The sequence below is a fragment of the Streptomyces sp. NPDC048504 genome (assembly GCF_043200035.1).
In the GTDB taxonomy this organism is placed as follows: Bacteria; Actinomycetota; Actinomycetes; order Streptomycetales; family Streptomycetaceae; genus Streptomyces.
Genome location: NZ_JBICXA010000017.1, coordinates 173,286 through 193,702, shown reverse-complemented (window position 1 = coordinate 193,702; position 20,417 = coordinate 173,286). Strand labels below are relative to the sequence as shown.

General features: G+C 70.1%; 17 protein-coding genes and 3 pseudogenes. 11 read left to right on the top strand and 9 right to left on the bottom strand.

Going from position 1 to position 20,417, the window contains the following annotated elements:
• The first annotated feature begins 4 nt into the window (after positions 1–4).
• Entirely contained in the window at positions 5–217 is a 213-nt protein-coding gene (locus tag ACGFY9_RS36030; protein WP_393761471.1) for a hypothetical protein, read from the top strand.
• Between the two features lie 238 nt (positions 218–455).
• On the opposite strand, the gene ACGFY9_RS36025 is transcribed toward ACGFY9_RS36030, so the two are convergent.
• Positions 456–611: a zinc-binding dehydrogenase gene (locus tag ACGFY9_RS36025; protein ID WP_393761469.1), complete on the bottom strand. Its 156-nt coding sequence runs from the start codon at positions 609–611 to the stop codon at positions 456–458.
• Between the two features lie 708 nt (positions 612–1,319).
• On the opposite strand from ACGFY9_RS36025, the gene ACGFY9_RS36020 reads away from it, so the two are divergent.
• Positions 1,320–2,840, top strand: coding sequence for a hypothetical protein (locus tag ACGFY9_RS36020; protein WP_393761291.1), 1,521 nt, complete (start codon positions 1,320–1,322; stop codon positions 2,838–2,840).
• Positions 2,841–3,263: 423 nt separating this feature from the next.
• Here ACGFY9_RS36020 and ACGFY9_RS36015 read toward each other — a convergent pair.
• A pseudogene (locus ACGFY9_RS36015) lies at positions 3,264–4,371 on the bottom strand (hypothetical protein).
• Between the two features lie 411 nt (positions 4,372–4,782).
• Between ACGFY9_RS36015 and ACGFY9_RS36010 the strand changes: the two are divergent.
• Positions 4,783–5,700, top strand: coding sequence for an NADP-dependent oxidoreductase (locus tag ACGFY9_RS36010; protein WP_393761467.1), 918 nt, complete (start codon positions 4,783–4,785; stop codon positions 5,698–5,700).
• Between the two features lie 183 nt (positions 5,701–5,883).
• Positions 5,884–6,228 (top strand): annotated as a pseudogene (locus ACGFY9_RS36005) (hypothetical protein); the annotation flags it as partial.
• Here the strand turns inward: ACGFY9_RS36005 and ACGFY9_RS36000 are convergent.
• Both ACGFY9_RS36000 and ACGFY9_RS35995 read right to left on the bottom strand, forming a co-directional pair.
• Positions 6,201–7,436 carry an MFS transporter gene (locus ACGFY9_RS36000; RefSeq protein WP_393761289.1) on the bottom strand — a complete coding sequence of 412 codons (1,236 nt, stop codon included), beginning with the start codon at positions 7,434–7,436 and terminating at the stop codon, positions 6,201–6,203. The pseudogene ACGFY9_RS36005 and the gene ACGFY9_RS36000 sit on opposite strands and share 28 nt — an antisense overlap.
• A gap of 302 nt (positions 7,437–7,738) precedes the next feature.
• Positions 7,739–8,620: a GyrI-like domain-containing protein gene (locus ACGFY9_RS35995; protein ID WP_393761287.1), complete on the bottom strand. Its 882-nt coding sequence runs from the start codon at positions 8,618–8,620 to the stop codon at positions 7,739–7,741.
• Positions 8,621–8,784: 164 nt separating this feature from the next.
• Here ACGFY9_RS35995 and ACGFY9_RS35990 point away from each other — a divergent pair, with 164 nt between their 5' ends.
• Positions 8,785–9,900, top strand: a complete 1,116-nt coding sequence (locus tag ACGFY9_RS35990; RefSeq protein WP_393761285.1) for a serine hydrolase domain-containing protein — start codon at positions 8,785–8,787, stop codon at positions 9,898–9,900.
• Between the two features lie 69 nt (positions 9,901–9,969).
• On the opposite strand, the gene ACGFY9_RS35985 is transcribed toward ACGFY9_RS35990, so the two are convergent.
• Entirely contained in the window at positions 9,970–10,314 is a 345-nt protein-coding gene (locus ACGFY9_RS35985; RefSeq protein ID WP_393761283.1) for a TetR family transcriptional regulator C-terminal domain-containing protein, read from the bottom strand.
• An 800-nt stretch (positions 10,315–11,114) separates the two neighbouring features.
• On the opposite strand from ACGFY9_RS35985, the gene ACGFY9_RS35980 reads away from it, so the two are divergent.
• Positions 11,115–12,737: a cellulose binding domain-containing protein gene (locus ACGFY9_RS35980; protein ID WP_393761281.1), complete on the top strand. Its 1,623-nt coding sequence runs from the start codon at positions 11,115–11,117 to the stop codon at positions 12,735–12,737.
• A 112-nt stretch (positions 12,738–12,849) separates the two neighbouring features.
• Here ACGFY9_RS35980 and ACGFY9_RS35975 read toward each other — a convergent pair whose 3' ends face one another.
• Positions 12,850–13,773, bottom strand: coding sequence for a LysR family transcriptional regulator (locus tag ACGFY9_RS35975; protein WP_393761279.1), 924 nt, complete (start codon positions 13,771–13,773; stop codon positions 12,850–12,852).
• 134 nt (positions 13,774–13,907) lie between these two features.
• On the opposite strand from ACGFY9_RS35975, the gene ACGFY9_RS35970 reads away from it, so the two are divergent.
• Positions 13,908–14,747 carry an inositol monophosphatase family protein gene (locus ACGFY9_RS35970; RefSeq protein ID WP_393761277.1) on the top strand — a complete coding sequence of 280 codons (840 nt, stop codon included), beginning with the start codon at positions 13,908–13,910 and terminating at the stop codon, positions 14,745–14,747.
• A gap of 62 nt (positions 14,748–14,809) precedes the next feature.
• Positions 14,810–15,406 (top strand): NADPH-dependent F420 reductase, encoded by a 597-nt coding sequence (locus ACGFY9_RS35965; RefSeq protein ID WP_393761275.1) that lies wholly within the window; start codon positions 14,810–14,812, stop codon positions 15,404–15,406.
• A gap of 28 nt (positions 15,407–15,434) precedes the next feature.
• Here the strand turns inward: ACGFY9_RS35965 and ACGFY9_RS35960 are convergent, their stop codons facing one another.
• Both ACGFY9_RS35960 and ACGFY9_RS35955 read right to left on the bottom strand, forming a co-directional pair.
• A complete protein-coding gene (locus tag ACGFY9_RS35960) occupies positions 15,435–15,932 on the bottom strand; it encodes a pyridoxamine 5'-phosphate oxidase family protein (protein ID WP_393761273.1) in 498 nt (165 codons plus the stop codon).
• A 138-nt stretch (positions 15,933–16,070) separates the two neighbouring features.
• The gene (locus ACGFY9_RS35955) at positions 16,071–16,580 is read right to left on the bottom strand and encodes a winged helix-turn-helix transcriptional regulator (protein ID WP_393761271.1); all 510 of its coding nucleotides are present in this window, start codon (positions 16,578–16,580) and stop codon (positions 16,071–16,073) included.
• A gap of 80 nt (positions 16,581–16,660) precedes the next feature.
• Here ACGFY9_RS35955 and ACGFY9_RS35950 point away from each other — a divergent pair, with 80 nt between their 5' ends.
• From ACGFY9_RS35950 to ACGFY9_RS35940, 3 genes are all read left to right on the top strand, one after another.
• Positions 16,661–17,473 carry an SDR family oxidoreductase gene (locus tag ACGFY9_RS35950; protein WP_393761269.1) on the top strand — a complete coding sequence of 271 codons (813 nt, stop codon included), beginning with the start codon at positions 16,661–16,663 and terminating at the stop codon, positions 17,471–17,473.
• A 46-nt stretch (positions 17,474–17,519) separates the two neighbouring features.
• The gene (locus tag ACGFY9_RS35945; protein ID WP_393761267.1) at positions 17,520–17,879 is read left to right on the top strand and encodes a nuclear transport factor 2 family protein; all 360 of its coding nucleotides are present in this window, start codon (positions 17,520–17,522) and stop codon (positions 17,877–17,879) included.
• A 245-nt stretch (positions 17,880–18,124) separates the two neighbouring features.
• Positions 18,125–19,930, top strand: coding sequence for a RecQ family ATP-dependent DNA helicase (locus ACGFY9_RS35940; protein ID WP_393761265.1), 1,806 nt, complete (start codon positions 18,125–18,127; stop codon positions 19,928–19,930).
• A 233-nt stretch (positions 19,931–20,163) separates the two neighbouring features.
• Here ACGFY9_RS35940 and ACGFY9_RS35935 read toward each other — a convergent pair.
• Positions 20,164–20,301: pseudogene (locus ACGFY9_RS35935) on the bottom strand (AAA family ATPase); the annotation flags it as partial.
• Positions 20,302–20,417: the final 116 nt, after the last annotated feature.

The following is a 20,417-nucleotide window of genomic DNA, read 5'->3' as shown; positions in this document are numbered from 1 at the left end:
GCCGATGAGTACCCGCCGCCCGCCCGCTCCCCGGCTCGGCGCCGCTCTGCTCGCCGCCGCCCTGTTGGACGTCTGGGTCCACGTCGAACCCGGCGACCGCATCGCCATGGTCTGCGCCCTGCTGGGCGCCTTCTCCCTCGTGCTGCGTCACCGGCTGCCGGTGCTGACGTACCTGCTGGCGCTGCCGGCCACCCCGTCTCCTCCCGCCCGTCGGTGATCAACCGAGCCTCGACGACATGCCAGGCAAAGTGGATCAAGAATACAGGCCGGGTCGCGCCGACCGTGTCAGGCACCGGATCCGCCGACCCGCCCTGCCGCGTGGAGCGGATTCGACTTCTCCGTGCCCGGCGACGCCATGAAGCCCGGGGACAGCAACCCCACCGTCGTCTACGGCTCCTGGTCGTGCCGAACCGTGATCCGTCGGTTTCTGCTCTCGCCAAACGGTCCACGTGTGGTCAGGCGCGGGAGAGAAGGATCTTCCCTCGACCCGTGCCGGTCTCCTGCAGGTGGTGTGCCTTCGACGCCTCGGCCAGCGGGAGGGTCCGTGTCAGACCGGGCGGGATCCGCCCCGCCGCGAGCATCCGCGGAGCTTCGGCGAAGTACTCACCGATCCACTCGGGAGCCCGCCGAGACCGGACCCTGACGGTTCGCCCAGGTCAGCGACCGAACCAGTCCCACATGCTCGCAGTTTCCCAAGCTGCTGGCCTAAAGCTGTACGTAAAGACCGCGTTGCCCACGGTCCCAGCCTCTCTCACAGCGTTGAGCCGGTCGGTCTCTCTGCCTCACGATGATCGGCGTGCTGTCCATCGCGGATCTTGCCGGCTCGGCTCCAGCAAGCGCTCCTCCCAGTGCCGTCTTCTTCGTCTTGGTGGGGGTCGGCCTGCTAAGCGCAGGGACTGTCATTGCCACCGACTGCAAAAGGGCGGCGTCCCGCCTCTACGCGGAGGCGATGAGTACGCAGAGGAACAGGTCACCCCGTATCCACGGCAGTCCTCCGGTGGGTCCGTTGCTCCTCAGAGTGATAGGGCCCTTCCAGATCCTCGGCGGCACTGGCGTGGCCGCCGACGGCGTCTGCTTCCTCAGCCGATAGTCCCTACGGGTCGCCATGGGGCTACCGACGGAATTCGGTGACTTGCGCAAACGCGACCTCTGCCCCGTGGGCATCCCCACCTGGTCTGTGCAGATCCCGGTGAACTCCTGGCCGTCAGCTGACGGCCACTCGGGCGCAACCTTCCGGTGTTCTGGCGTGTCCACGTAGTGTGCTGACGATACGTAGAACATGGCGGACAGTAGCGGCCGCCACTTTCGCGACCGCCGTTATGGCAGTCGCGACCCCGGCCGCCCACGCCGCCGGAACGACGCTCGTCCTGGACACCCAGGAGAACTACTACCTCCCCACCGAGGGCGAGGGCCCGAACCTGGGCCTCGGCATCACCGCCTCGGGCGGGGACGCCCATGACGTCTCGGTCGCGGTCGACGCGTCGTCCCTCGCCGGGAAGGCGACGATGGAGGTCACGGGGGACTGCGTGAGCACCGGCACCCTGAAGGTGAGGTGCGACGTGGGCCCGCTGTCGGGCAAGGAGTCGATCGACCCGTTCTTCCTGAAGCCCACCGCGGCCGCCAAGGCGGGCGACACCGGTGCCATCACCTACACCGCCACCGCCTCCGACGCGGCCACCGTGACGGGGAAGACGGACGTCCTGGTCGGCGGGCCGAAGCTCGTCGCCCGGCCCTACCCGGCGCTGAAGGGCATCGCGCCCGGCGCCGTCTTCGAGCGCACCCCGGCCTTCGCCGACACCGGCACAGCCCCCGCCGACAAGGGCGTCATGCTGCTGGTGCAGGACGCGGAAGGCGTCTCTCTCGCCCGTGACCACTCCAACTGCCACTACTCGGACCGGCCCGACGCCGGCGCCTGGTGCCGGTTCGACACCCCGGTCGCGCCCGGCGCGGCCTACGAGACGGACGCGCCGCTGCGCTACACCGCCTCCAAGGACACGATGTACGGCTACAACACCTACGTCGTGTGGCCGGTCGGCGGCACCGCGCCCGACTCCTTCGACCCGTCCGACTTCCCCGACACCGGCACCGGCACGCCGCTCGGCCTGAAGTCCGTCGCCTCCGGCTCCGGATTCACCGGCTCCGGGTACGGCACCTTCGCCACCACTCAGCACGCCGACTACCAGGCACTCGCTGACACCGTCGAGGGCAAGGTCGGCCAGTCGGTGAGCATCACCGTGGGCGTGCGGAACAACGGGCCGGGCCGGATGAACTTCCGGTGGATGGACGCCGACAACTCCGGCACCTTCGTGGTGACCCCGCCCGCCGGTACCACCATCACCGGCGCCCCCGGCCCCGGTGAACAGGGCGACCCCGGGCCGCTGTGGAACTGCACACCGCGCAAGGCCGGCGCGAAGAGCTACACCTGCGACATCGCCAGCACGGACTTCCGGCCGGGCGACTCCGTGACCCAGGAGTTCACGGTGCGGATCGACAAGGTCGTCCCCGACGCGACCGGCAGCGTGCGGGCGGTGGAGAACCCCGAGTACCCCAACCGCGACGACGACGCGGCGAACGACACCGCGGCGATCACGGTGAAGGCCACCGGCTCGGCGACGTCCAGCCCCTCGCCCAGCGCGTCCGCGTCCCCCTCGGCCACGGCCACCGCGAGCCCGTCCGGCTCCGGGGCGGGATCCAGCAGCGGGACGACGACCGGCGGCGGACTCGCCGCCACGGGCACGGACGGAGTCCTGCTGCGGGCGGGCTTCGCCGTCCTGCTGGTGGCGGGTGGCGCGCTGGTGTTCCTGTCGGCGCGCAAGTCGCGACCGTCCCGCGGCCGCTGAACTGTCCTTTGCCACTCAATTTCGTCCGGGAGCGAGGTGCTGAGCTGAGCGGACTGGGTTGGGTGGCAATGCGGCTGTCATGGACTCGCTTGAGCATGGCTCGCCGGGTCGGGGCCGAGCCGGGAACGTCCTGAGCGGGACCGCATCCGCTCAGGACATACAACTCGTCCAGCCGTACGCCCCCGGCCCTCACGCCGTCCGATGCGACCGGAGCGACCAGCGTTGTCACCACGGGCTCGTGCACGTCCAGGAACCAGACCTCCACGTCCAGGCCGACGCTGTGGAAGAGAAGCCCGTTGCCCGTCTGCTTCGGGCCCGAAAAGCCGACGTCCTCGACCAGGAACGCGAACTCAACGCCCACCTCCGTCCGGAATGCAGCGCCGACGGAAGACTCAGACCCGGCGGAGCTTCGCGGTCAGAGCACTAGAAGAGGCCGACCAGGGTGCCCTGTGTGAGGTTCTTGAGGATCGTGCGCAGCCACGGGCTGCGCACGGCTGGTAGCCGGACCAAGGTGTGCTGGAACGTTCTCCCGTCGGCCCGGAAGAGGCGGTTGGGGAGCAGCGGGAGCGGGTCGTCGCGGAGGACGTCTTGGGGTATGCGGCCCGACGCGGGAACCGGCAAGCCGGGCTGAGGAGAGACCAGCCACAGCCACACCCCCAGCGGCAGGGGTACCAGGTATGCAGGCGCAGTCGGACCGGCGGGGGTCCAGGTCTGCCCCGTCTGGGGATGGACCGGTACGAGCAGGATGTCGGCGCCCTCATCCGGGGACGGCTGCCCCGGTCCAGCCAGGACGGCGCGCCGCTTCGGGGGGGCCTGGGGGCAGCAGGGCGTCGAGCGCGCGTTGGAAGACGTCCGCGGTCAGACCGCCCGGGACCTTCACCGGCTGTCCTTGGGAGGCAACCAGCAGGTGGGCGAGCGCCTGGCCGGCTGCCGCCTCCCACTGCGGACTCCACGACCAGTAGTGGCTCGACCCCAGCTGCCCTCCCCACGTGGCAATCGGCTCGAACGGGGGCGTCATCTCCCCCTTCTCTGCCAGCTCCGCCCAGGAGAGGGACGCGGCGTGGACACCGTCAACGGGGACGCGGTGCACGGCGTCCGAGCTGAGCCGCACTGCCTGCCAGAGCGAGCAGTCGTCGACTCTGGTCGCCACGGGGAGGTCGCATGCCTCGCAGGCCATGTTGGGCCCGTCGGCCCCGTCGAGGCCGCAGCAGGCACCGCCGCGCTTCTCAGGAATCAGCCGGGTTCCACGGATATCACCGGGCGCGATGACACTCGCCCCAGGCGTGCCGTCGGACAGGGCGTGGACCGGCGCGTAGCTGCCGCGTGCTTCCGCCTCGCCCGGATCGATCTCGTCCCACTTCCGCCACGGCCCTCCCCAGGGGTCCGGGTCCACGGCAAACGTCCCTGACTGCATGAGCACCGGAAGCTGGATGCCGTTCCCGTACTTCTGACGGGCGTGGACCGGCAGTGAGACCTCGGACAGCGGGGTGGTCAACTCGGCGCCGCATCCCGTGCACACGAAAACGAACAAATATCCTCCACCGGGGAAACAGGCCCATCTTCGCGGCCCGGCGACAGCTGGCCAACGTGTTTCCCCGTCCCCTGCGGGAACGGTACCTGCCACCGGGCTCTACCAAAGAGGTAATGGGCGAGGCGACCTTCGGGTTCCAGTGGCGCAACGCCGACGACGATTCCCCCGTGAGTGCAGGGGTCGAAGGGCTGAACTCCAGAGTGGCCCAAGGATTGGCCATGGAAATGGACCACACTCCTGGGCTACTCGGCTCCTAGGGTCGGAGACATGACGACGAGCGCATAGCAGTCCGGCCGACACCGTCCAGATCGCCGGCCGCGTCCTGCTGGCCTCGCCGAGGTGATGCCGGACGGGCGTTCCGTCCCTGCGGAATGTCCACCGAACAGACAGATGATCGAGGAAGTGATTCCCATGAAAGCGATCGTGGTGACGGACCAGGCCGCGGGAACGGCCGGGATGACTCTGGTGGAGCGGCCCGAGCCGCAGGCGGCGATCAACGATGTCGTCGTTCGGATTCACGCGTCGGGATTCGTCCCGACCGAGATGGAGTGGCCATCAACCTGGACCGATCGCGCCGGCCGTGACAGGACACCGTCGATCCCCGGACACGAACTGGCCGGAGTGGTCAGCGCCCTCGGCTACGGCACGACGGGACTGTCGGTCGGGCAGCGGGTGTTCGGCCTCGCCGACTGGCACCGTGACGGCACCCTGGCGGAGTATGTGGCGATCGAAGCACGCAACCTCGCACCGCTTCCCGGCGACGTCGACTTCACGGTAGGCGCGTCCCTGCCGATCTCAGGTCTGACCGCGTGGCAGGGGCTGTTCCAGCACGGCCGCCTTCGGGCCGGCCAGACCGTCCTGGCCCATGGCGCGGCCGGGGCAGTCGGGACGATGGTGACCCAGCTCGCACGGGAGGCCGGCGCCCGTGTCATCGCCACCGGACGTGCCGCGGACCGTGAGAAGGCACTCGACTTCGGCGCGCATGAGTTCGTCGACCTCGATCACGACGCGCTGGAAGACGTCGGCGGCGTCGATCTGGTCTTCGATGTCATCGGTGGCGACATTCAGAAGCGGTCCGCCGACCTGATCAAAGCTGGAGGAACGCTGGTGTCGATCGTCGGCCCGGTCGAGGCGCGGCCCGCTGCCGGCCTGGCGGTGGACTTCGTCGTCGAGGCCGATCGTGCCCAACTGGGTGAGATCGTGCAGCGGGTGCGGGACGGACGACTGCGGACGAACATCGACAACGTCGCGACCCTCGACGATGCCGTCGCCGCCCTCAATCCGACCGGGCGACGCAAGGGAAAGACGATCATCCACGTTCGTCCGTGAGGGACGGTGAAGGGCCGCCGGCCGGTGACCGCCTCGAAGAGCCCGCGCATCCAAGTGAGTACAGGCCGAGGCGGTGGTCGACGGTGCTGGACAGCCCATTCGAGGGGCGACTGATGGTCGGTGGTGCGTCCTTGCCCCTGGTGCGGTGGGCGGGCTCCGCGACTGAGCCCGCCCACCGATGACGGGGCGCGAGGCCGCGACTTCGCCGCGATATACGACATCGCAGTGATCGATGTCGTGGGCGGTTCCCAAGTCCCCGTCTTTCTGGACAGGTTGAACGACAACGGACGATACGTGGCTGTCGGCGTGGTCGGCGGACAGCCCCCAGCGCCCTTCGGCTCCGGCACCGTGCCCGGCGCCGACCGGCGGGCCGTGCGATCGTCCCAGTTCGACGACGACGCATTGGGAGACCTGCGGACGGTCGTCCACGAGGTGCTGCCGTTGCGTCAGACGGCCCTGGCCCACCACGCGGTGGACGCCGGTACGGTGTTCGAGGCCCTTTACGTGTCGCTGGTGGTCCGCGCTTGAGACGTCGTCGGCAAAGGTTCTGACGGGGTCTGGGCCGGTGAGGAAGTGATCAGTACGGAGCTGCCGGTGTCGCGGTCCGTGAGGCCTGCGAGGAGGGCGAGGCCGAGGCCGGCTGCGGCGAGCGCCGCGCCGACCAGGGCCGGTGAGGCCCAGCCCCAGCCGGCGGAGATGGCCAGGCCACCGAGCCAGGCGCCGCCGGCGTTGGCCAGGTTGAAGGCGGAGTGGTTGGAGGCCGCGGCCATCGTCGGGGCGTTCTTCGCCTTGGCCATGAGCAGCATCTGCACGGGGGTGGTGACCAGGGCGCCCATCGCGCCCATGACGGCGAGGGTCACCAGGGCGGGGACGGTGCTGTGGACGGTGAAGTAGAACGCCACGAGCGTCGCGCCGAGCAGGAAGAGGCCGCCGTACAGCGTCGGGCGCAGGGCCCGGTCGGTGAGCGGGCCCGCGATCAGGGTTCCCAGCGTCATTCCGATGCCGTAGAGCGCGAGGACCCAGGTGGTGGAGGAGTCGGAGAGGCCGGTCAGGTGGGTCAGGATCGGCACCAGGTAGCTGTAGACGGCGAAGAAGCCGCCGAATCCGACGACGGCGGTGGCCAGGCCGAGGGCGACCTGCCGGTTGCCCATCGCCCGCAGTTCGTGGCGGATGCCGGCCTGGCTGCTGCGGGACTGGTGGGGGACGAAGGCGGCCAGCGCGGCCAGCGCGACCAGGCCGATGACGGCGACGGCGCAGTAGGCGTACCGCCAGCCGAGATGCTGCCCGAGGGCGGTGCCGGCCGGAACGCCGACGATGTTGGCGACGGTCAGTCCGAGGAACATCCTCGACACGGCCCGCCCGGCCCGTTCGGGGGCGACCAGCCGGGAGGCCACGACAGCGCCCACGCCGAACAGTGCTCCGTGCGGCAGGCCCGCGAGGAACCGTGCGGCGAACAGCAGGCCGAAGTTCGGAGCGAGAGCGGAGGCGACATTGCCGACCACGAACAGTGCGGACAGCAGGAGCAGGAGCCGTTTGTGGGCGATGCGCGCGCCGATGCCGGTCAGGACGGGTGCCCCGACGACGACACCGAGCGCGTAGGCGGAGACGAGGTTGCCGGCGTGCGGCACGGACACGCCCACGCCGTGGGCGATCTGGGGCAGCAGTCCCATTGTGGCGAACTCGGTCGTACCGATACCGAACGCGACGAGGGCAAGGGCCAGCAGGGCCAGTGGCATGGAGCGCAAGTACCTTTCACGGGCGGTGGTTTGCGTGCGGATGCGGGGGAAGGGGGCAGGCTCGTGATGCGTCCCGTTCGCCCTGTTTCCGTAGCCTGTCGCGCCGACCGCCGTTGCCCGATGCGCCCCTCAGGGCAGGGAAAGTCTACGGGCGCTACAGCCGCGGCACGCACTCACGCATTCCAGGATCGGACGACGAAGATCATGGCCTGCGTCACAGTCGGCCGTCGAACTGCCTTCCGAAGGCGGAACGAACTGGAGCATCCCCGCCGGTCGGCAGATCAGTGTTCACGCGGCGGTGTTCACGCGGCGGTGTTCCCGCTGTTCCGTTCGATCGGGATCCACAACTGGGAGTGGGTCTCCTCGCCGATCTCCACCGGGTGGGTCCGCAGGAGTTCCGGACCTGGCCGGCTCGTGTACGGGTTCGAGGGGAACCACTGGGTGAACACGTCTCGCCACAGTTCCTGGAGCGCACCCGGATAGGGCCCGTCGTTGTCGAAGACCGCCCAGGTCCCGGCCGGCACGTCGAAGGCGTCGAATTCCTCGACGGTCGTCTCCGGGCCGGTGGCCACGCCGATCCAGTAGTCCGCCTCGGCGCCTTCCTCCCGGCTGTCGGTCAGGTACACCGCTGCCGACAGGATCCCCTCCGGTTCCCGGCCGGCCAGCTCCTTCATCCGTACGATCGCCCGCTCGTCCAGGTTGTCCACGTGCGCCGCGGCGGCCGGGTTGACGCCCTCGCGCACCAGCGGGACCCGGACCTTCCTGCCGACGATCCGGAACGCCTCCTTCTCCACGATCCGGTACCGCATCGTCGTACTCCCCTCGACGACGACGCGGAAGGACATGCGCGGCTGAGCCGTGAGCAGTGCGCCCGTGTGCCGCGCCTCGCCCGGACCGATGCCGTGCACCGACCGGAACGCCCGGGCGAAGGCCTCGCCCGAGCCGTAGCCGTACCGCACCGCGACATCGAGGAGCGTGCTTTCCCCGGCCAGTACCTCGGCCGCGGCGAGCGTCATCCTCCGGCGCCGCACGTAGACCGGGAGCGGCATCCCGGCGAGGGCGGAGAACAGCCGCCGGAAGTGGTACTCCGACACCGCGGCGATCCGGGCCGCCTCGGCCACGTCGACCTCCCGGTCGAGGCAGGCCTCCAGGTGGTCCAGCGCCTGATTCAGCCGGTCCAGCACGTGTGTCCGTTCCTCTTCCTTGACTCTCCCCCGCAGGAATGCGCACCCCGATGCGGCGGGCCGGGCCGTCCTCAGATGTAGGTGATTCCTTCGCACCCTGCCCGACAGAAGCCGTGCGGGAATTGTCGGGCGGGTGACCTCGGCGTTGCCTGAGGCTTGCGCACATGACTGATATTAAGGGGCGGTGCGAGCCGCGGTTCGCCGCAGTCGAGGAGGCCCTCGCGGCTTCGCTCGGCAAGGACGACGTGGGTGCCTCGGTCGCCGTCCACCTCGACGGCGAGCCGGTGGTCGACATCTGGGGCGGGTACGCCGACGCGGACCGCACGGTCTCCTGGGAGCGCGACACCCTCACGGGGGTGAACTCGACGACCAAAAACATGACCGCCTTGTGCGCGCTCGTCCTGGCCGACCAGGGCCTGCTCGATCTGGCCGCGCCGGTCGCCGTCTACTGGCCCGAGTTCGCCGCGGCGGGCAAAGAGCGGCTGCTGGTGCGCCATGTGCTGTCCCATACCGCGGGGCTGCCGGACCTGTCCGGGTGGACGGCGGTCGAGGACCTCTACGACTGGCAGACCGTGACGGCGGGGCTGGCCGCGCAGGCCCCCGAATGGGAACCGGGAACGGCCGCCGGGTACCACGCGCTCACCTTCGGGTTCCTGATCGGCGAGGTCGTCCGCCGCATCACCGGCCGTAGCCTCGGCGATTTCTTCGCCGAGGAAGTGGCCGGACCGCTGGGCGCGGACTTCCACATCGGGCTCTCCGCCGCCGACGACCACCGCGTCGCACCGCTCATCCCGCCGCCGTCGCTGACCGACGAGTTCGCCGCCGGCGCACCGCTCGGACCGGACGGCACACGTCGGGAGCACACCGGTGCCGCGATCCGGGTCAGGGATGCCAACTCCGTGGCCTGGCGCCGTGCGCAGATCCCCGCAGTGAACGGTTTCGGCAACGCTCGGTCCGTCGCCCTCGTCCACTCGGTCCTGGCGAACCGGGGTTCCGCCGGTGGCGTGCGGCTGCTGTCCCCACAGGGCTGCGAGCCCGCGTGGCAGGAGGTGTTCCGCGGCGAGGACCGTGTGTTGCGGACGCCGATGTCCTGGACCGTGGGCTTCGGGAAGTTCGGCAACACCTTCGGTTGGGGCGGATGGGGCGGCTCGCTGGTCGCGAGCGATCCTGACGCACGGATGACGGTGGCCTACGTGATGAACCAGATGATCGACCGGGAGGAGCGGGAGGACCACCGTGGCATGGAGATCATCATGGCCGCCTACAGCGGACTGCGGTGACAACCCGCAGGAGGGGGAAGCCCGTGTGCACGGGTTCCCGGAGCGACGGCCGTAAGAGCGTCCCGCCCGTCACCCGGGCGCGCCCGGGTGGTCGGTTAGGTCGAGGTGTGGTTCGAAGGCCCGCGGCGGGGGCGAGCGCATGCGGTACGGCCGCATCTCGGTCGAGCCGGGGAGGATCTGGATCGCCAGGCCGTCGACCGTCGCGGTGAACCGGTCGGCGAGGTCTTCGGGCCGGCACGCGTGCAGCACGTCCGACACGACCCGGTAGCAGCCCGAGCAGATCCCCCGCTGCGCGGGCCGTAGGCGGGGGTCGAGCATCGTCTGGTTCCCGAACTGGATCCGCACCAACCATTCGTCGATTTCCTCGGCGGCGAGCGGGAGTTGCACGTCGACGGATTCGAGTGTGCCGGGCATCCCGGTCAGGACGATGTCCCCGGCCTCGTCCTGATCCCGGCCGCCGCCCGCAGGCTGCGTATCCCGGTCATCGCGTCCGGCGGCTTCGTCACCGCGCGGGCTTCGTCGCGGCCCTGGCGCTAGGGGTGTGCGCGATCAGCATGGGGACCCGGTTCGAGGCGACCGAGGAGGCTCCGATCCACCCGAATGTGAAGGGCCCGGATCGTCACGAACGACGAGTGCGGCACCCAGATCGTCTTCCGAGAGTTCGGCAACACCGCCTGGGGGGCGCGCAATTCGCTCTCGCAGGACATCGCCCGCACCGACGCGCGCCCCGGGATCGCCTTCTCCGACGTCGCCGAACTCGCCTCCGGGGAACGCGGCAGACAACGGGGGCTGGGCGAGGGCGAGGGCGGCATGTTGCGAGCCGGTCAGGCGCAAGGCCTCATCGACGCGTGGAGAGTTGCGAGACGGCGGTCCGCACCATCGTGGCGAAAGCCGAGAACATCGTGCGGGACCCGCCTCCGATAGCAACTCGCGCTCTACGGACCGGAATTGGTCTAGACGAATCTTTCCCGGATCTCTTGACGCAGGCCGACGCGGCCAGCCACCCTTCGTCACGCAGGCAGATGTAAGGAAAGTTTCCGATTAACTTCACGACTCGCCGTTCGACGGTCTTCCCCTGTCTCACCCCGCCCTGATCAGGTCGCACGGCACCTCCCCGCCCATGCCTCCCCACCGTGCGACGGGCGTGCAGGGCACCGCAATCCGCGTACTGGCGCGACGCCGTACGCGGCCTCGCCCCACGGAGGAGTATCCGCATGAGACGTGCGTCGCTGCGTGCCGCATTGACCGCCGCCCTGATGGTCGGTGGCATGGCCACGACCGCCACCCCGGCCGCCCACGCGGCCGACAACACCGGTCTGATCGCCTCCTTCGGCATCACCTCCACCTGGGGTACCGGCTTCGAGGGCGGCTACACGGTCACCAACAAGTCCACCCACACGGTCACTTCATGGACCATCACCTTCACCCTGCCCGCCACCGAGGCCGTCACCAGTTCGTGGAACGGCACGCTCACCCACAGCGGGACGCAGTACACCATCACCTCCCCCACCTGGGAGGCCCCGCTCGCCCCCGGTGACTCCGCACCCGTCGTCGGCATGGACTTCAGCTACAGCGGCTCGGTCGTCCCGCCGAGCGCCTGTCTGATCAACAACGGCCCCTGCGCCGGCGTCCCCGCCGACACCGTCGCGCCCACGACCCCCTCCGGCCTCGCCGTCCGGGCCACCGGCCCCGGCAGCGTGACGCTGGGCTGGAACGCCTCGACGGACAACGTCGGCGTAGTCGGCTACCGGGTCTACGAGGGCAGCGACGTCATCGCCACCACCTCCGGCACCGGCACCACCTTCACGGTGAGCGGCCTGCTCCCCGGCAGCAGTCACACCTTCTCGGTGACCGCGCTCGACGACTCCAACAACCAGTCGGCGCACTCCGCGACGCTCACCGCGACCGCTGGCAGCGGCACCGCGCCCGGCGTGGCGGCCCCCTTCATCGACCTCGGGGCCTACCCGACGCCGAACCTCACACAGATCGCCACGAACACCGGACTGCGGCAGTTCTCGCTCGGCTTCATCACCGCGGGGTCGACCGGCTGCAACGCGAGCTGGTTCAACTCCTTCGACCCGGGCGCGGCCTGGGACCGGGCGGACTTCGACTCGCTGCGCGCGATGGGCGGTGACGTACGGCCGTCCTTCGGTGGCGCGTCGGGCACCGAACTGGCCCTCGCCTGCACCGGCACGACCGCGCTCCAGGCGCAGTATCAGAAGGTCGTGGACGCCTACGCCCTGGACCGCGTGGACTTCGACATCGAGGGCGCCGCCACGGTCGACCACGCCTCGATCGACCGGCGCTCGACGGCCGTCGCCGCCGTCCAGGCCGCACAGCGCGCCAAGGGCCGCGACCTCAAGGTCACCCTCACGCTCCCGGTCCTGCCCAGCGGTCTGACCGCGGACGGCCTCTACATCCTCAACTCCGCCAAGTCGCACAACCTGAACGTCGACACCGTCAACCTGATGGCCATGGACTACGGCGACAGCGCCGCCCCCAACCCGTCCGGAAAGATGGGCAGTTACGCCATCCAGGCCGCGACCTCGACCCGTGCCCAGATCGCCTCGGTGTGGCCGAACCTCACCACCGCCCAGTCCTGGGCCATGGTCGGCCTCACTCCGATGCTCGGCCAGAACGACACCGCCAGCGAGGTCTTCACCGTCGCCGACGCACAGCAGGTGCTCACCTTCGCCCAGCAGAACCACCTGGGCGAACTGGGTTTCTGGGACGTCACCCGCGACGGGAACGCCTGCACCGGCGCCCTGAGCCAGTGCACGAACATCCCGCAGACCCCGTACCAGTTCTCCAAACTGTTCGCGACCTACGCCGGCTGAGCCCGCCAGACCACCGAAAGCGGCTTGTGCGGGCCGAGCCTCACCTCGACCCGCACAAGTCGGGGACACGTTCAGGATGCGGACGGCCAGCACGTGCCTGGACGCAGCGGAGTCACCGCGCCGTCCGCCCCTCTCCGCTCATCGCACCGGTCAGCGCGGTCCGCGCCAGATCTCGTAGCCACATGTGTGCGGGGTCGGTGTCGTAGCGCTGATGCCACGACAGGTACACCGGGGCCGGTGGAAGGTCGAGCGGGAGCGGGAGCAGGACCATGCCAAGATCCGCGGCAGCCGAACGCGCCGTGGACTCGGGGGCGGTGACGACGAGATCGGAGCCCCGCGCGAACTCGAACGCGGCGCTTTCCGTGGGCGCGGTGACCACCACGCGTCGCGTGAGATCGAGGCGCGCGAGAGCGTCGTCGAGGATGTTTCCGAGCCTGCCGCGCCGCGAGACGCTGATGTGATCCGCCGCGGCGTACCGCGCGGCGGTGACGGTCTTGACGCGGTTGAGTGGGTGCCCCCGCCGTACGACGACGATCTGCTGGGTCTCGGCCACCCGGTCGGCGTGGATCTCGGGTGCGGCCGGGCGGTCGGCGTTCGCGGCGAGGTCGACCTCGCCGCGACGCAATTCTGGTGTGTCGATGCTCGATTCCGCGATGAAGCGCAGCCGCACGCCGGGGGCCTGCTGGCGCACGGCAGCCAGAAGCGCGGGCCCGCTGAGGGCGACGAGCGCGTCGTGCCAGCGGAGCGTGAAGGTGCGTTCGAGTGTCGCGAGGTCGAGTTCACGGCTCGGCGCCAGCACACCCCGGACCTGCTGGAGCAGGTCGTGCACCTGTTCCCGCACGGCGATCGCGTACGGCGTCGGGGTCATCGTGCGCCCTGTGCGGACCAGGATCTGATCCCCCGTCGTACGCCGGATCCGGCCGAGGCTGCGGCTCATCGCAGGGGCGGTGACATGCAGGCGGTCGGCGGCACCGGCCACGCTGCCTTCCTCCAGCAGCGCGTCGAGCGCGGCGAGCAGATTCAGATCCAGTTGCATGGGAGTCATCCTAGCCGTGCTTTACATGCACTTGATGTTAACGATGACCTCTCCTACCTTCGAACTGCGGGCGCGGACGAACCAGGTTCTCGCCCGGTCGACCTCGATCCCCCTGCTCAGATGGGAGTACCGCCATGCCCGAATCGATGCGGAACACCAGTGCCGCCACAGCCGCCGGCCCCGCCGTCATCTCCGACGCCGACTTGCTCGCACAGACCGAGACCGCCGTACGCACGGCAGGTGCGGCTCTGCGGGACCGCTTCGGGGACGTGGTCCCCTACCGGACCTTCGACGAACTGATGCACGCGCTCGCCGCCAACGACGACGCGGTCCTCGACATCCTGCGCCCCCGCCTCACGGCCCTGCGCCCGGACGCCCGCTGGGTGGAGGAGGAGTTGGACGGCGGCGCTCTCCCGGCCGGCGAATGGTGGGTGGTGGACCCGGCCGAGGGCAACGTCAACCACCTGCACGGCCTGCCGGAGTGGGCGGTAACCGCGACCCTCGTACGCGACAACCAGCCGGTGCTCACCGTGGTCCACCTGCCGATGACCGGCGAGACGTACACCGCGCTCGCGGGCGCCGGCGCTCACCTCGACGGCCGGCCACTGCACGTGTCCCGGACCCCGGAACTCGGCCTGAGCATCGTGGCCACGAGCCAGGCCAGGCCGGACGAGGACGAGAAGGTCGTGCGGCGCGTCGGGGCCTCGATCACCGAGATGCTCGTCGACGCTCTCGTGGTGCGGACCTCCGTGCCCGCCACCCTGCACCTGCTGAACGTGGCCGCCGGCCGGATCGACGCCTTCTGGCAGTTCGCCGGAGCCCGCGCGGACCTGCTTCCCGGGGTCCTGCTCGTCACCGAGGCCGGCGGGCGCGTCTCTGACGCCGAGGGCCGCCCCTGGACTCCGGAGAGCGAGAGTTTCCTGGCCGCCGCACCCGATGTGCACGCCGACGCGGTCGCCACGCTCTCCCGCTGAGCACTGAGCACTGAGCACTGGACGCTTTCGAGAAACAGAATGACCAGGAGGACCGGTTCAGCATGAGTGACATCACCGTTCTTGGCGGCGGCCGCGTCGGCGGCAGCCTGGCCGGCGCCCTCACCCGGGCCGGACACGAGGTGACCGTGGCGACCCGCTCCCCGGACGCCACCGCGGACGCGGTACGAACAGCGCGCATCGTCATCAACGCCACCCCCGGCGCAGGCTCGCTGGAGCGGCTCGCCGCTCTGCGCGCGGAACTGCGGGGCAAGATCCTCGTGGATGTCTCCAACGCCACCGTCGACGGACCGGACGGGCTGCCCACCGACCTGCTCTACCCCGGTTCGAGTCTCGCGGAGCAGCTTCAGGAGGCGCTGCCCGAGACCCTCGTCGTCAAGACGCTCAACACGATGCTCCACTCGGTGATGACCGAGCCCTCCTCGCTCGCTCAGCCGCCCACCGCTTTCCTCTCCGGCGCGGACCTGGAAGCCAAGCAGGTCGTCCGCGGGCTTCTCGTGGACCTCGGGTGGCGGCAGGAGTGGATCACGGACCTCGGCGGGATCGAGACGGCCCGGGCCACCGAGAGCGCGATCCTGTTCGTACCGCATGTCATCCGGTCCAGCGGATTCGCGCCCTTCGCGATCTCGATCGCCCGCTGATCCATGGGCTCGGCGCGGCCTGCGCCGATCAGGCGTTCTCGCGCTCGGTGCGCCGCTTGACCAACTCCTCCACCGCGCTCGGCAGGGTCGTCTCGAAGTCGATCAGCTTCACCCATGTCGGCGTCACCACAATGCGGACCATGCCGTCGTAGAGCGAGCGGACCTCGGCCTCCCACTCGACCCGCTGCTCGGGCGTCATCTCGTAGGAGCCGTTCATCCGCAGGTACTCCTCCGGGATGCCGTCCACGGCATCCAGCTCCGTCCGGCCCCGGATCAGCAGGATCTTGGGCGGATGCACCTCGGTGTCGATCGTCAGCGCGACCGTCGGGTTCTCCCGCAGAGCCGGGAGCTTCGGGGCGTTCTTCGTCGTACACATGACGATCTCCGAGCCGTTCCAGGTGAACGCGATCGGGACGTTCCGGGGCGTGTCGTCCTTGGCCACGTAGGCCAGCCGGAGCACGTCACGTGCCAGCAGTTCCCGGCTGATCGGCCGGTTCAGAATCTCGGTGATCTCACTCGCTCGCATAACGGTCCTCCAGGGAAGTCGTCGCCATCTGCCCCGGGGACGGAGCCGTCACCGCGATCTCGACATCCGCCGGTCCTCGAATTGCCTCGACGGTGCCGTCGATCCAGCGCGCAGCGGCCCGAGGCGATTCGGGCGGAGTCAGCCCCGTCCTCCGGGAGCGGTCGGACGCCCCGCGTAGCGGTTGCGCATCGCGGCGCTGGCCGCGGGGCCCGCGGTGAAGACGTAGGCGGCACTGTCGTCGAGTCGGCGGCCGGACTTCGCGTCGACGACGACGGGTTCGACTTCCTCGCCGCTCTCCGCGTCGACGAGGATCATGCTGCGCTCCGCCGGTGTGAGGCGGGAGTTGCCCCAGGCGGCCAGGGCGACGATCACCGGGCGCAGGGAGTGCCCGAGTTCGGTGAGTACGTATTCGTGGCGCACCGGATTGGTCTGGTAGGGCCGTCGTTCCAGCAGACCGTCCGCGACCAGGGTCTTCAGCCGTGTGGTGAGCATGCTGGAGGAGATGCCCAGGTTCTCCTCGAACTGGTCGAAGCGGGTGTAGCCGTCGAAGGCGTCATGGAGGATCAGCAGCGTCCACCACTCGCCGACGTGTTCCACCGTCGTGGACAGCGGGCACTCCCGGTCCTCCAGCCTGATCCGACTTGCCACGGTGGCCACCCTCTCAGTTACTGCTAAAGTCGAAGTTAGTGGCTTCCATTTTAGCAGTAAGTACGGGAGTGGCGCCTGGCATGCCCGCGCCCGGGAACGGACTCGACGTGACCCCATCCATCAGCGAATCCCTCGAAGGCCGACGCGCCCTGGTCACCGGCGGCACCAAGGGCACGGGAGCCGCGATCGCCCGACGGCTCTCCGAAGCCGGGGCGAGCGTGCTGGTCACCGCCCGCAGCCGCCCCGACGACATCTCGGCGAAGACGTTCATCGCCGCCGACCTGTCCACCGCCCAGGGCGCAGCCGATGTCGCCGCCGAGGTGGACGCCCGCGCGGGAGGCGTGGACATCCTGGTCCACACCCTCGGTGGCTCCGAGGCTCCGGCCGGAGGGTTCGCCTCGCTCGGCGAGGACGAGTGGGCGACGGAGTTGAACACGAACCTGCTGGCCGCCGTCCGCCTGGACCTCGCGCTCGTGCCGCACATGATCGCCACCGGCAAGGGTGCGATCGTGCACGTCACCTCCATCCAGCGCCGCCTGCCGCTGTGGAACGGCACCCTGGCCTACGCCGCCGCCAAGGCCGCCCTGTCCACCTACAGCAAGGGCCTGGCCAACCAACTCGCCCCGCACGGCGTCCGCGTCAACACCGTCGCGCCCGGCTTCATCCAGACCCCGGCCGCCGACCACCTCGTCGCCCGGATCGCCCACGAAGCCGGGATCAGCCAGGAAGCGGCACTGGGCCGGCTCATGGAGTCCCTGGGAGGCATCCCGCTCGGTCGCCCCGACCGGCCCGAGGAGGTGGCCGAACTCGTCGCCTTCCTCGTCTCCAACCGCGCCTCGGCCATCGTCGGCGCCGAACACGTCATCGACGGCGGCACCACGCCCACCGTCTGAACGCACCACCTCACCGTCCCAGCCCACCGTCACCGACAGGAGCGTCATGCACGACACCCAACCCCGGACCATCGCCCCGGACGACCTGCCGGAGGTCATCACCCGCTACCTCGCGGCGCACCGCGCCCACGACACCACCACCGCGGTCACGAAATTCACCGACGACGCCACTGTGATCGACGACGGCAACACCTACCGAGGGAGCGCCGCGATCGAGCGGTGGCTGGACCGCGCAGCCACCGAGTACACCTACACGATCGAACTGACGCACGCTCAGGAGACCGACACGGCGCACTACATCGCCACCCACCACCTCGAAGGCAACTTCCCCGGCGGCACCATCGATCTCCACTACCGGTTCACCTTGCGCGACGACCTCATCGAACACCTCGTCATCGAACCCTGAGCCCGTTCCCGCGGCACCTGCTCCCGCTCGCGGGAAAGGCCTCACCTCCACCCGTGCCGGCCGGGGCACGGGTGGTACGACGACCGGCGGCACCACACGTAGGCTCCGGGGCCGTGCCCGGGCGGGACGCCCGTCAGCCGTGGAGATCTCGATACGGGCGAGCGAATCGCGCGACGCGATATTCCGGCGAACCGGGGTAGCCGCCAGACACACGGCGGCTGGACGCCCACCATTCAAGGAGCAGCATGTTCGCACTCACGTCCCGACGTCTGCGCGGCACCGCCCGTCGGGTCTTCGGCTGGCAGCAGTTGCGTCCGGCCCAACTGAGCGCGATGAGGGCCGTGATGAAGGGGCGTGACGTACTCGCCGTCATGCCGACCGGCGCGGGCAAGTCCGCCGTGTACCAGGTGCCCGCGGTCCTGCTCGGCGGTCCGGTCGTGGTCGTCTCGCCGCTGATCGCGCTGCAGCGGGACCAGATGCAGAGTCTGCTCGGATCCGGCGCGCTGCGCACCGCCGCCGTCAACTCCGCGCAGCGCCGGAGCGACAACGAGACGGCATGGGCCCGCATCAGCGCCTCCTCGGTCGACGTGGTCTTCCTCGCTCCTGAGCAGCTCGCCAAGCCGGACGTCACGGACCGGCTCGCCGCCGTCCGTCCCCGGCTGCTGGTGGTGGACGAGGCGCACTGCGTGTCGTCCTGGGGGCACGACTTCCGGCCGGACTACCTGCGGCTGTGCCACGCGCGCGAGCGGCTCGGCAACCCGCCGGTGCTCGCCCTGACGGCGAACGCGGCGGCCCCGGTACGCCGGGACATCGCCGAACGTCTCGGTATGCACGACCCGGTGGAGATAGTGGCCGGCTTCGACCGTCCCAACATCCACCTGGACGTGACGGCCTTCCAGGACGCGGCCGCCAAGGAGCGGTTCGTCCTGGAGCGGACGGCCGTCGAGGAGAAGCCGGGAATCCTGTACGCGGGGACACGCAAGGCAGCGGACAGCTACGCCGAGCAGCTGAGCGACCTCGGACTGGCCGCCGCGAGCTACCACGCGGGCCTCTCCCCCGCCGAACGCCGCCGAGCCCAGGACCGGTTCAGCTCCGGTGAACTCGACGTGGTCGTGGCCACCTCGGCGTTCGGGATGGGCATCGACAAGGCGAACGTACGGTTCGTGCTGCACGCGTCCGTCCCCGGCTCGCTCGACGCCTACTACCAGGAGATCGGCCGGGCCGGCCGCGACGGCGCACCGGCCAGGGCGATCCTCGCCTACCGCCCGCAGGATCTGGGCCTGCAACGCTTCTTCGCCGCCGGCGCTCCCGACGCCGACGCACTGCGCCGCGTCGCCGAGCGCCTGCGCGGCGACGCGGCCGCCGTGAGCGCGACCCGGCTGCGGGCCGACTGCGAACTCGGCGCGACGGCGCTGTCCGCCGTACTGAACCTGCTGGAGGGGACCGGGGCCGTCCGTACCGGACGGGACGGCAGCCGCTTCATCGGCGCGGTCGGCACCGACGGCGGCCCCGCGGATGACGACGTCGACGCCGTTGTGCAGAGCGCCCTCGCCGTCCACGCCACGCACCTCGAACTCGAACGGTCCCGGGTCGACATGATGCGCGGGTACGCCGAGACGACCGACTGTCGGCGGCGGTTCCTCCTGGGATACTTCGGCGACTCCGTCCCCGTTCCGTGCGGGGCGTGCGACAACTGCGCGGGCCCGGTGACCGAGTCTGCGAGCGGTCTGAGGCGCGAGCGGTCCGGTGACGGCGGACGGCCGCGCAAGGCCGCCGCACGCCGGCGCCGGTGGACCTGGACCGGGGCAAGTGCGGACGTCTCAGCGGGCGCCGTCCGCACGACGAAGACCGTCGTACGCCCCACGGCGGACAACCACACCTACCTCCCGGGCGTCCGCGTCAGCCACGACCAGTGGGGCCGGGGCGAGGCCATGAGCGAGGGCGACGGCAAGATCACCATCCTGTTCGAGTCGGTCGGCTATCGCACCCTGTCGCTGGCCGTGGTGACGGACAAGCAGTTGCTCGTCGCCTTGCCCGATGCGCCGCGCTGACGCGGGTCCCGGGCGTCCCGATACGGCCCTGCCCTGTTCTTGGCTGCGTGGGCGAGGGCCGGGGTGAAGGTGGGCTCGCGGTCGTCGAAGGGTGCCCTGCGGGGCTGAGGTCGCCCACGGTCCGTTGCACCGTGCTGGTGTGTGCCATGAGGATCTGCGCCGCGGGCGAGGTGGTCTGGCCGGTGCGCGGTTAGCCGGTGACCAGGAGCGAGGGCGTCGCCGGGAGAGATGAAGCGCTCGGTCACAACCTGGAGCAGCAGCTCGGCGCCACGACGGTCCAGCTCTGTACAGCCCAACTCACCCATGCAGAGAAGGACGAGCTTGGTGGCCGGGACGTACCTGCCCCGGAAGCCGGCCGTCGCGCCCTCGGTTGCTCCTGAGGTCGGAGTCCCGGGCCGGCGGAACCTTTTTCTTGCACGACCCTTGCCGTCGTTCGCGGCTGCTCCCTACAGTCTCGTCCCAGTCAGTCGATACGTATCGACATGTA

What these genes read in the sequence shown, in the direction of transcription:
- ACGFY9_RS35960 (WP_393761273.1), bottom strand. Translation starts at nt 15,932, where the DNA reads ATGCGAGCGAGTGAGATCACCGAGATTCTGAACCGGCCGATCAGCCGG.
- ACGFY9_RS35970 (WP_393761277.1), top strand. Translation starts at nt 13,908, where the DNA reads ATGCCCGAATCGATGCGGAACACCAGTGCCGCCACAGCCGCCGGCCCC.
- ACGFY9_RS36020 (WP_393761291.1), top strand. Translation starts at nt 1,320, where the DNA reads ATGGCAGTCGCGACCCCGGCCGCCCACGCCGCCGGAACGACGCTCGTC.
- ACGFY9_RS35990 (WP_393761285.1), top strand. Translation starts at nt 8,785, where the DNA reads ATGACTGATATTAAGGGGCGGTGCGAGCCGCGGTTCGCCGCAGTCGAG.
- ACGFY9_RS36010 (WP_393761467.1), top strand. Translation starts at nt 4,783, where the DNA reads ATGAAAGCGATCGTGGTGACGGACCAGGCCGCGGGAACGGCCGGGATG.
- ACGFY9_RS36030 (WP_393761471.1), top strand. Translation starts at nt 5, where the DNA reads ATGAGTACCCGCCGCCCGCCCGCTCCCCGGCTCGGCGCCGCTCTGCTC.
- ACGFY9_RS35965 (WP_393761275.1), top strand. Translation starts at nt 14,810, where the DNA reads ATGAGTGACATCACCGTTCTTGGCGGCGGCCGCGTCGGCGGCAGCCTG.
- ACGFY9_RS35945 (WP_393761267.1), top strand. Translation starts at nt 17,520, where the DNA reads ATGCACGACACCCAACCCCGGACCATCGCCCCGGACGACCTGCCGGAG.
- ACGFY9_RS35980 (WP_393761281.1), top strand. Translation starts at nt 11,115, where the DNA reads ATGAGACGTGCGTCGCTGCGTGCCGCATTGACCGCCGCCCTGATGGTC.
- ACGFY9_RS35950 (WP_393761269.1), top strand. Translation starts at nt 16,661, where the DNA reads ATGCCCGCGCCCGGGAACGGACTCGACGTGACCCCATCCATCAGCGAA.
- ACGFY9_RS35975 (WP_393761279.1), bottom strand. Translation starts at nt 13,773, where the DNA reads ATGCAACTGGATCTGAATCTGCTCGCCGCGCTCGACGCGCTGCTGGAG.
- ACGFY9_RS36000 (WP_393761289.1), bottom strand. Translation starts at nt 7,436, where the DNA reads ATGCCACTGGCCCTGCTGGCCCTTGCCCTCGTCGCGTTCGGTATCGGT.
- ACGFY9_RS35985 (WP_393761283.1), bottom strand. Translation starts at nt 10,314, where the DNA reads ATGCCCGGCACACTCGAATCCGTCGACGTGCAACTCCCGCTCGCCGCC.
- ACGFY9_RS35940 (WP_393761265.1), top strand. Translation starts at nt 18,125, where the DNA reads ATGTTCGCACTCACGTCCCGACGTCTGCGCGGCACCGCCCGTCGGGTC.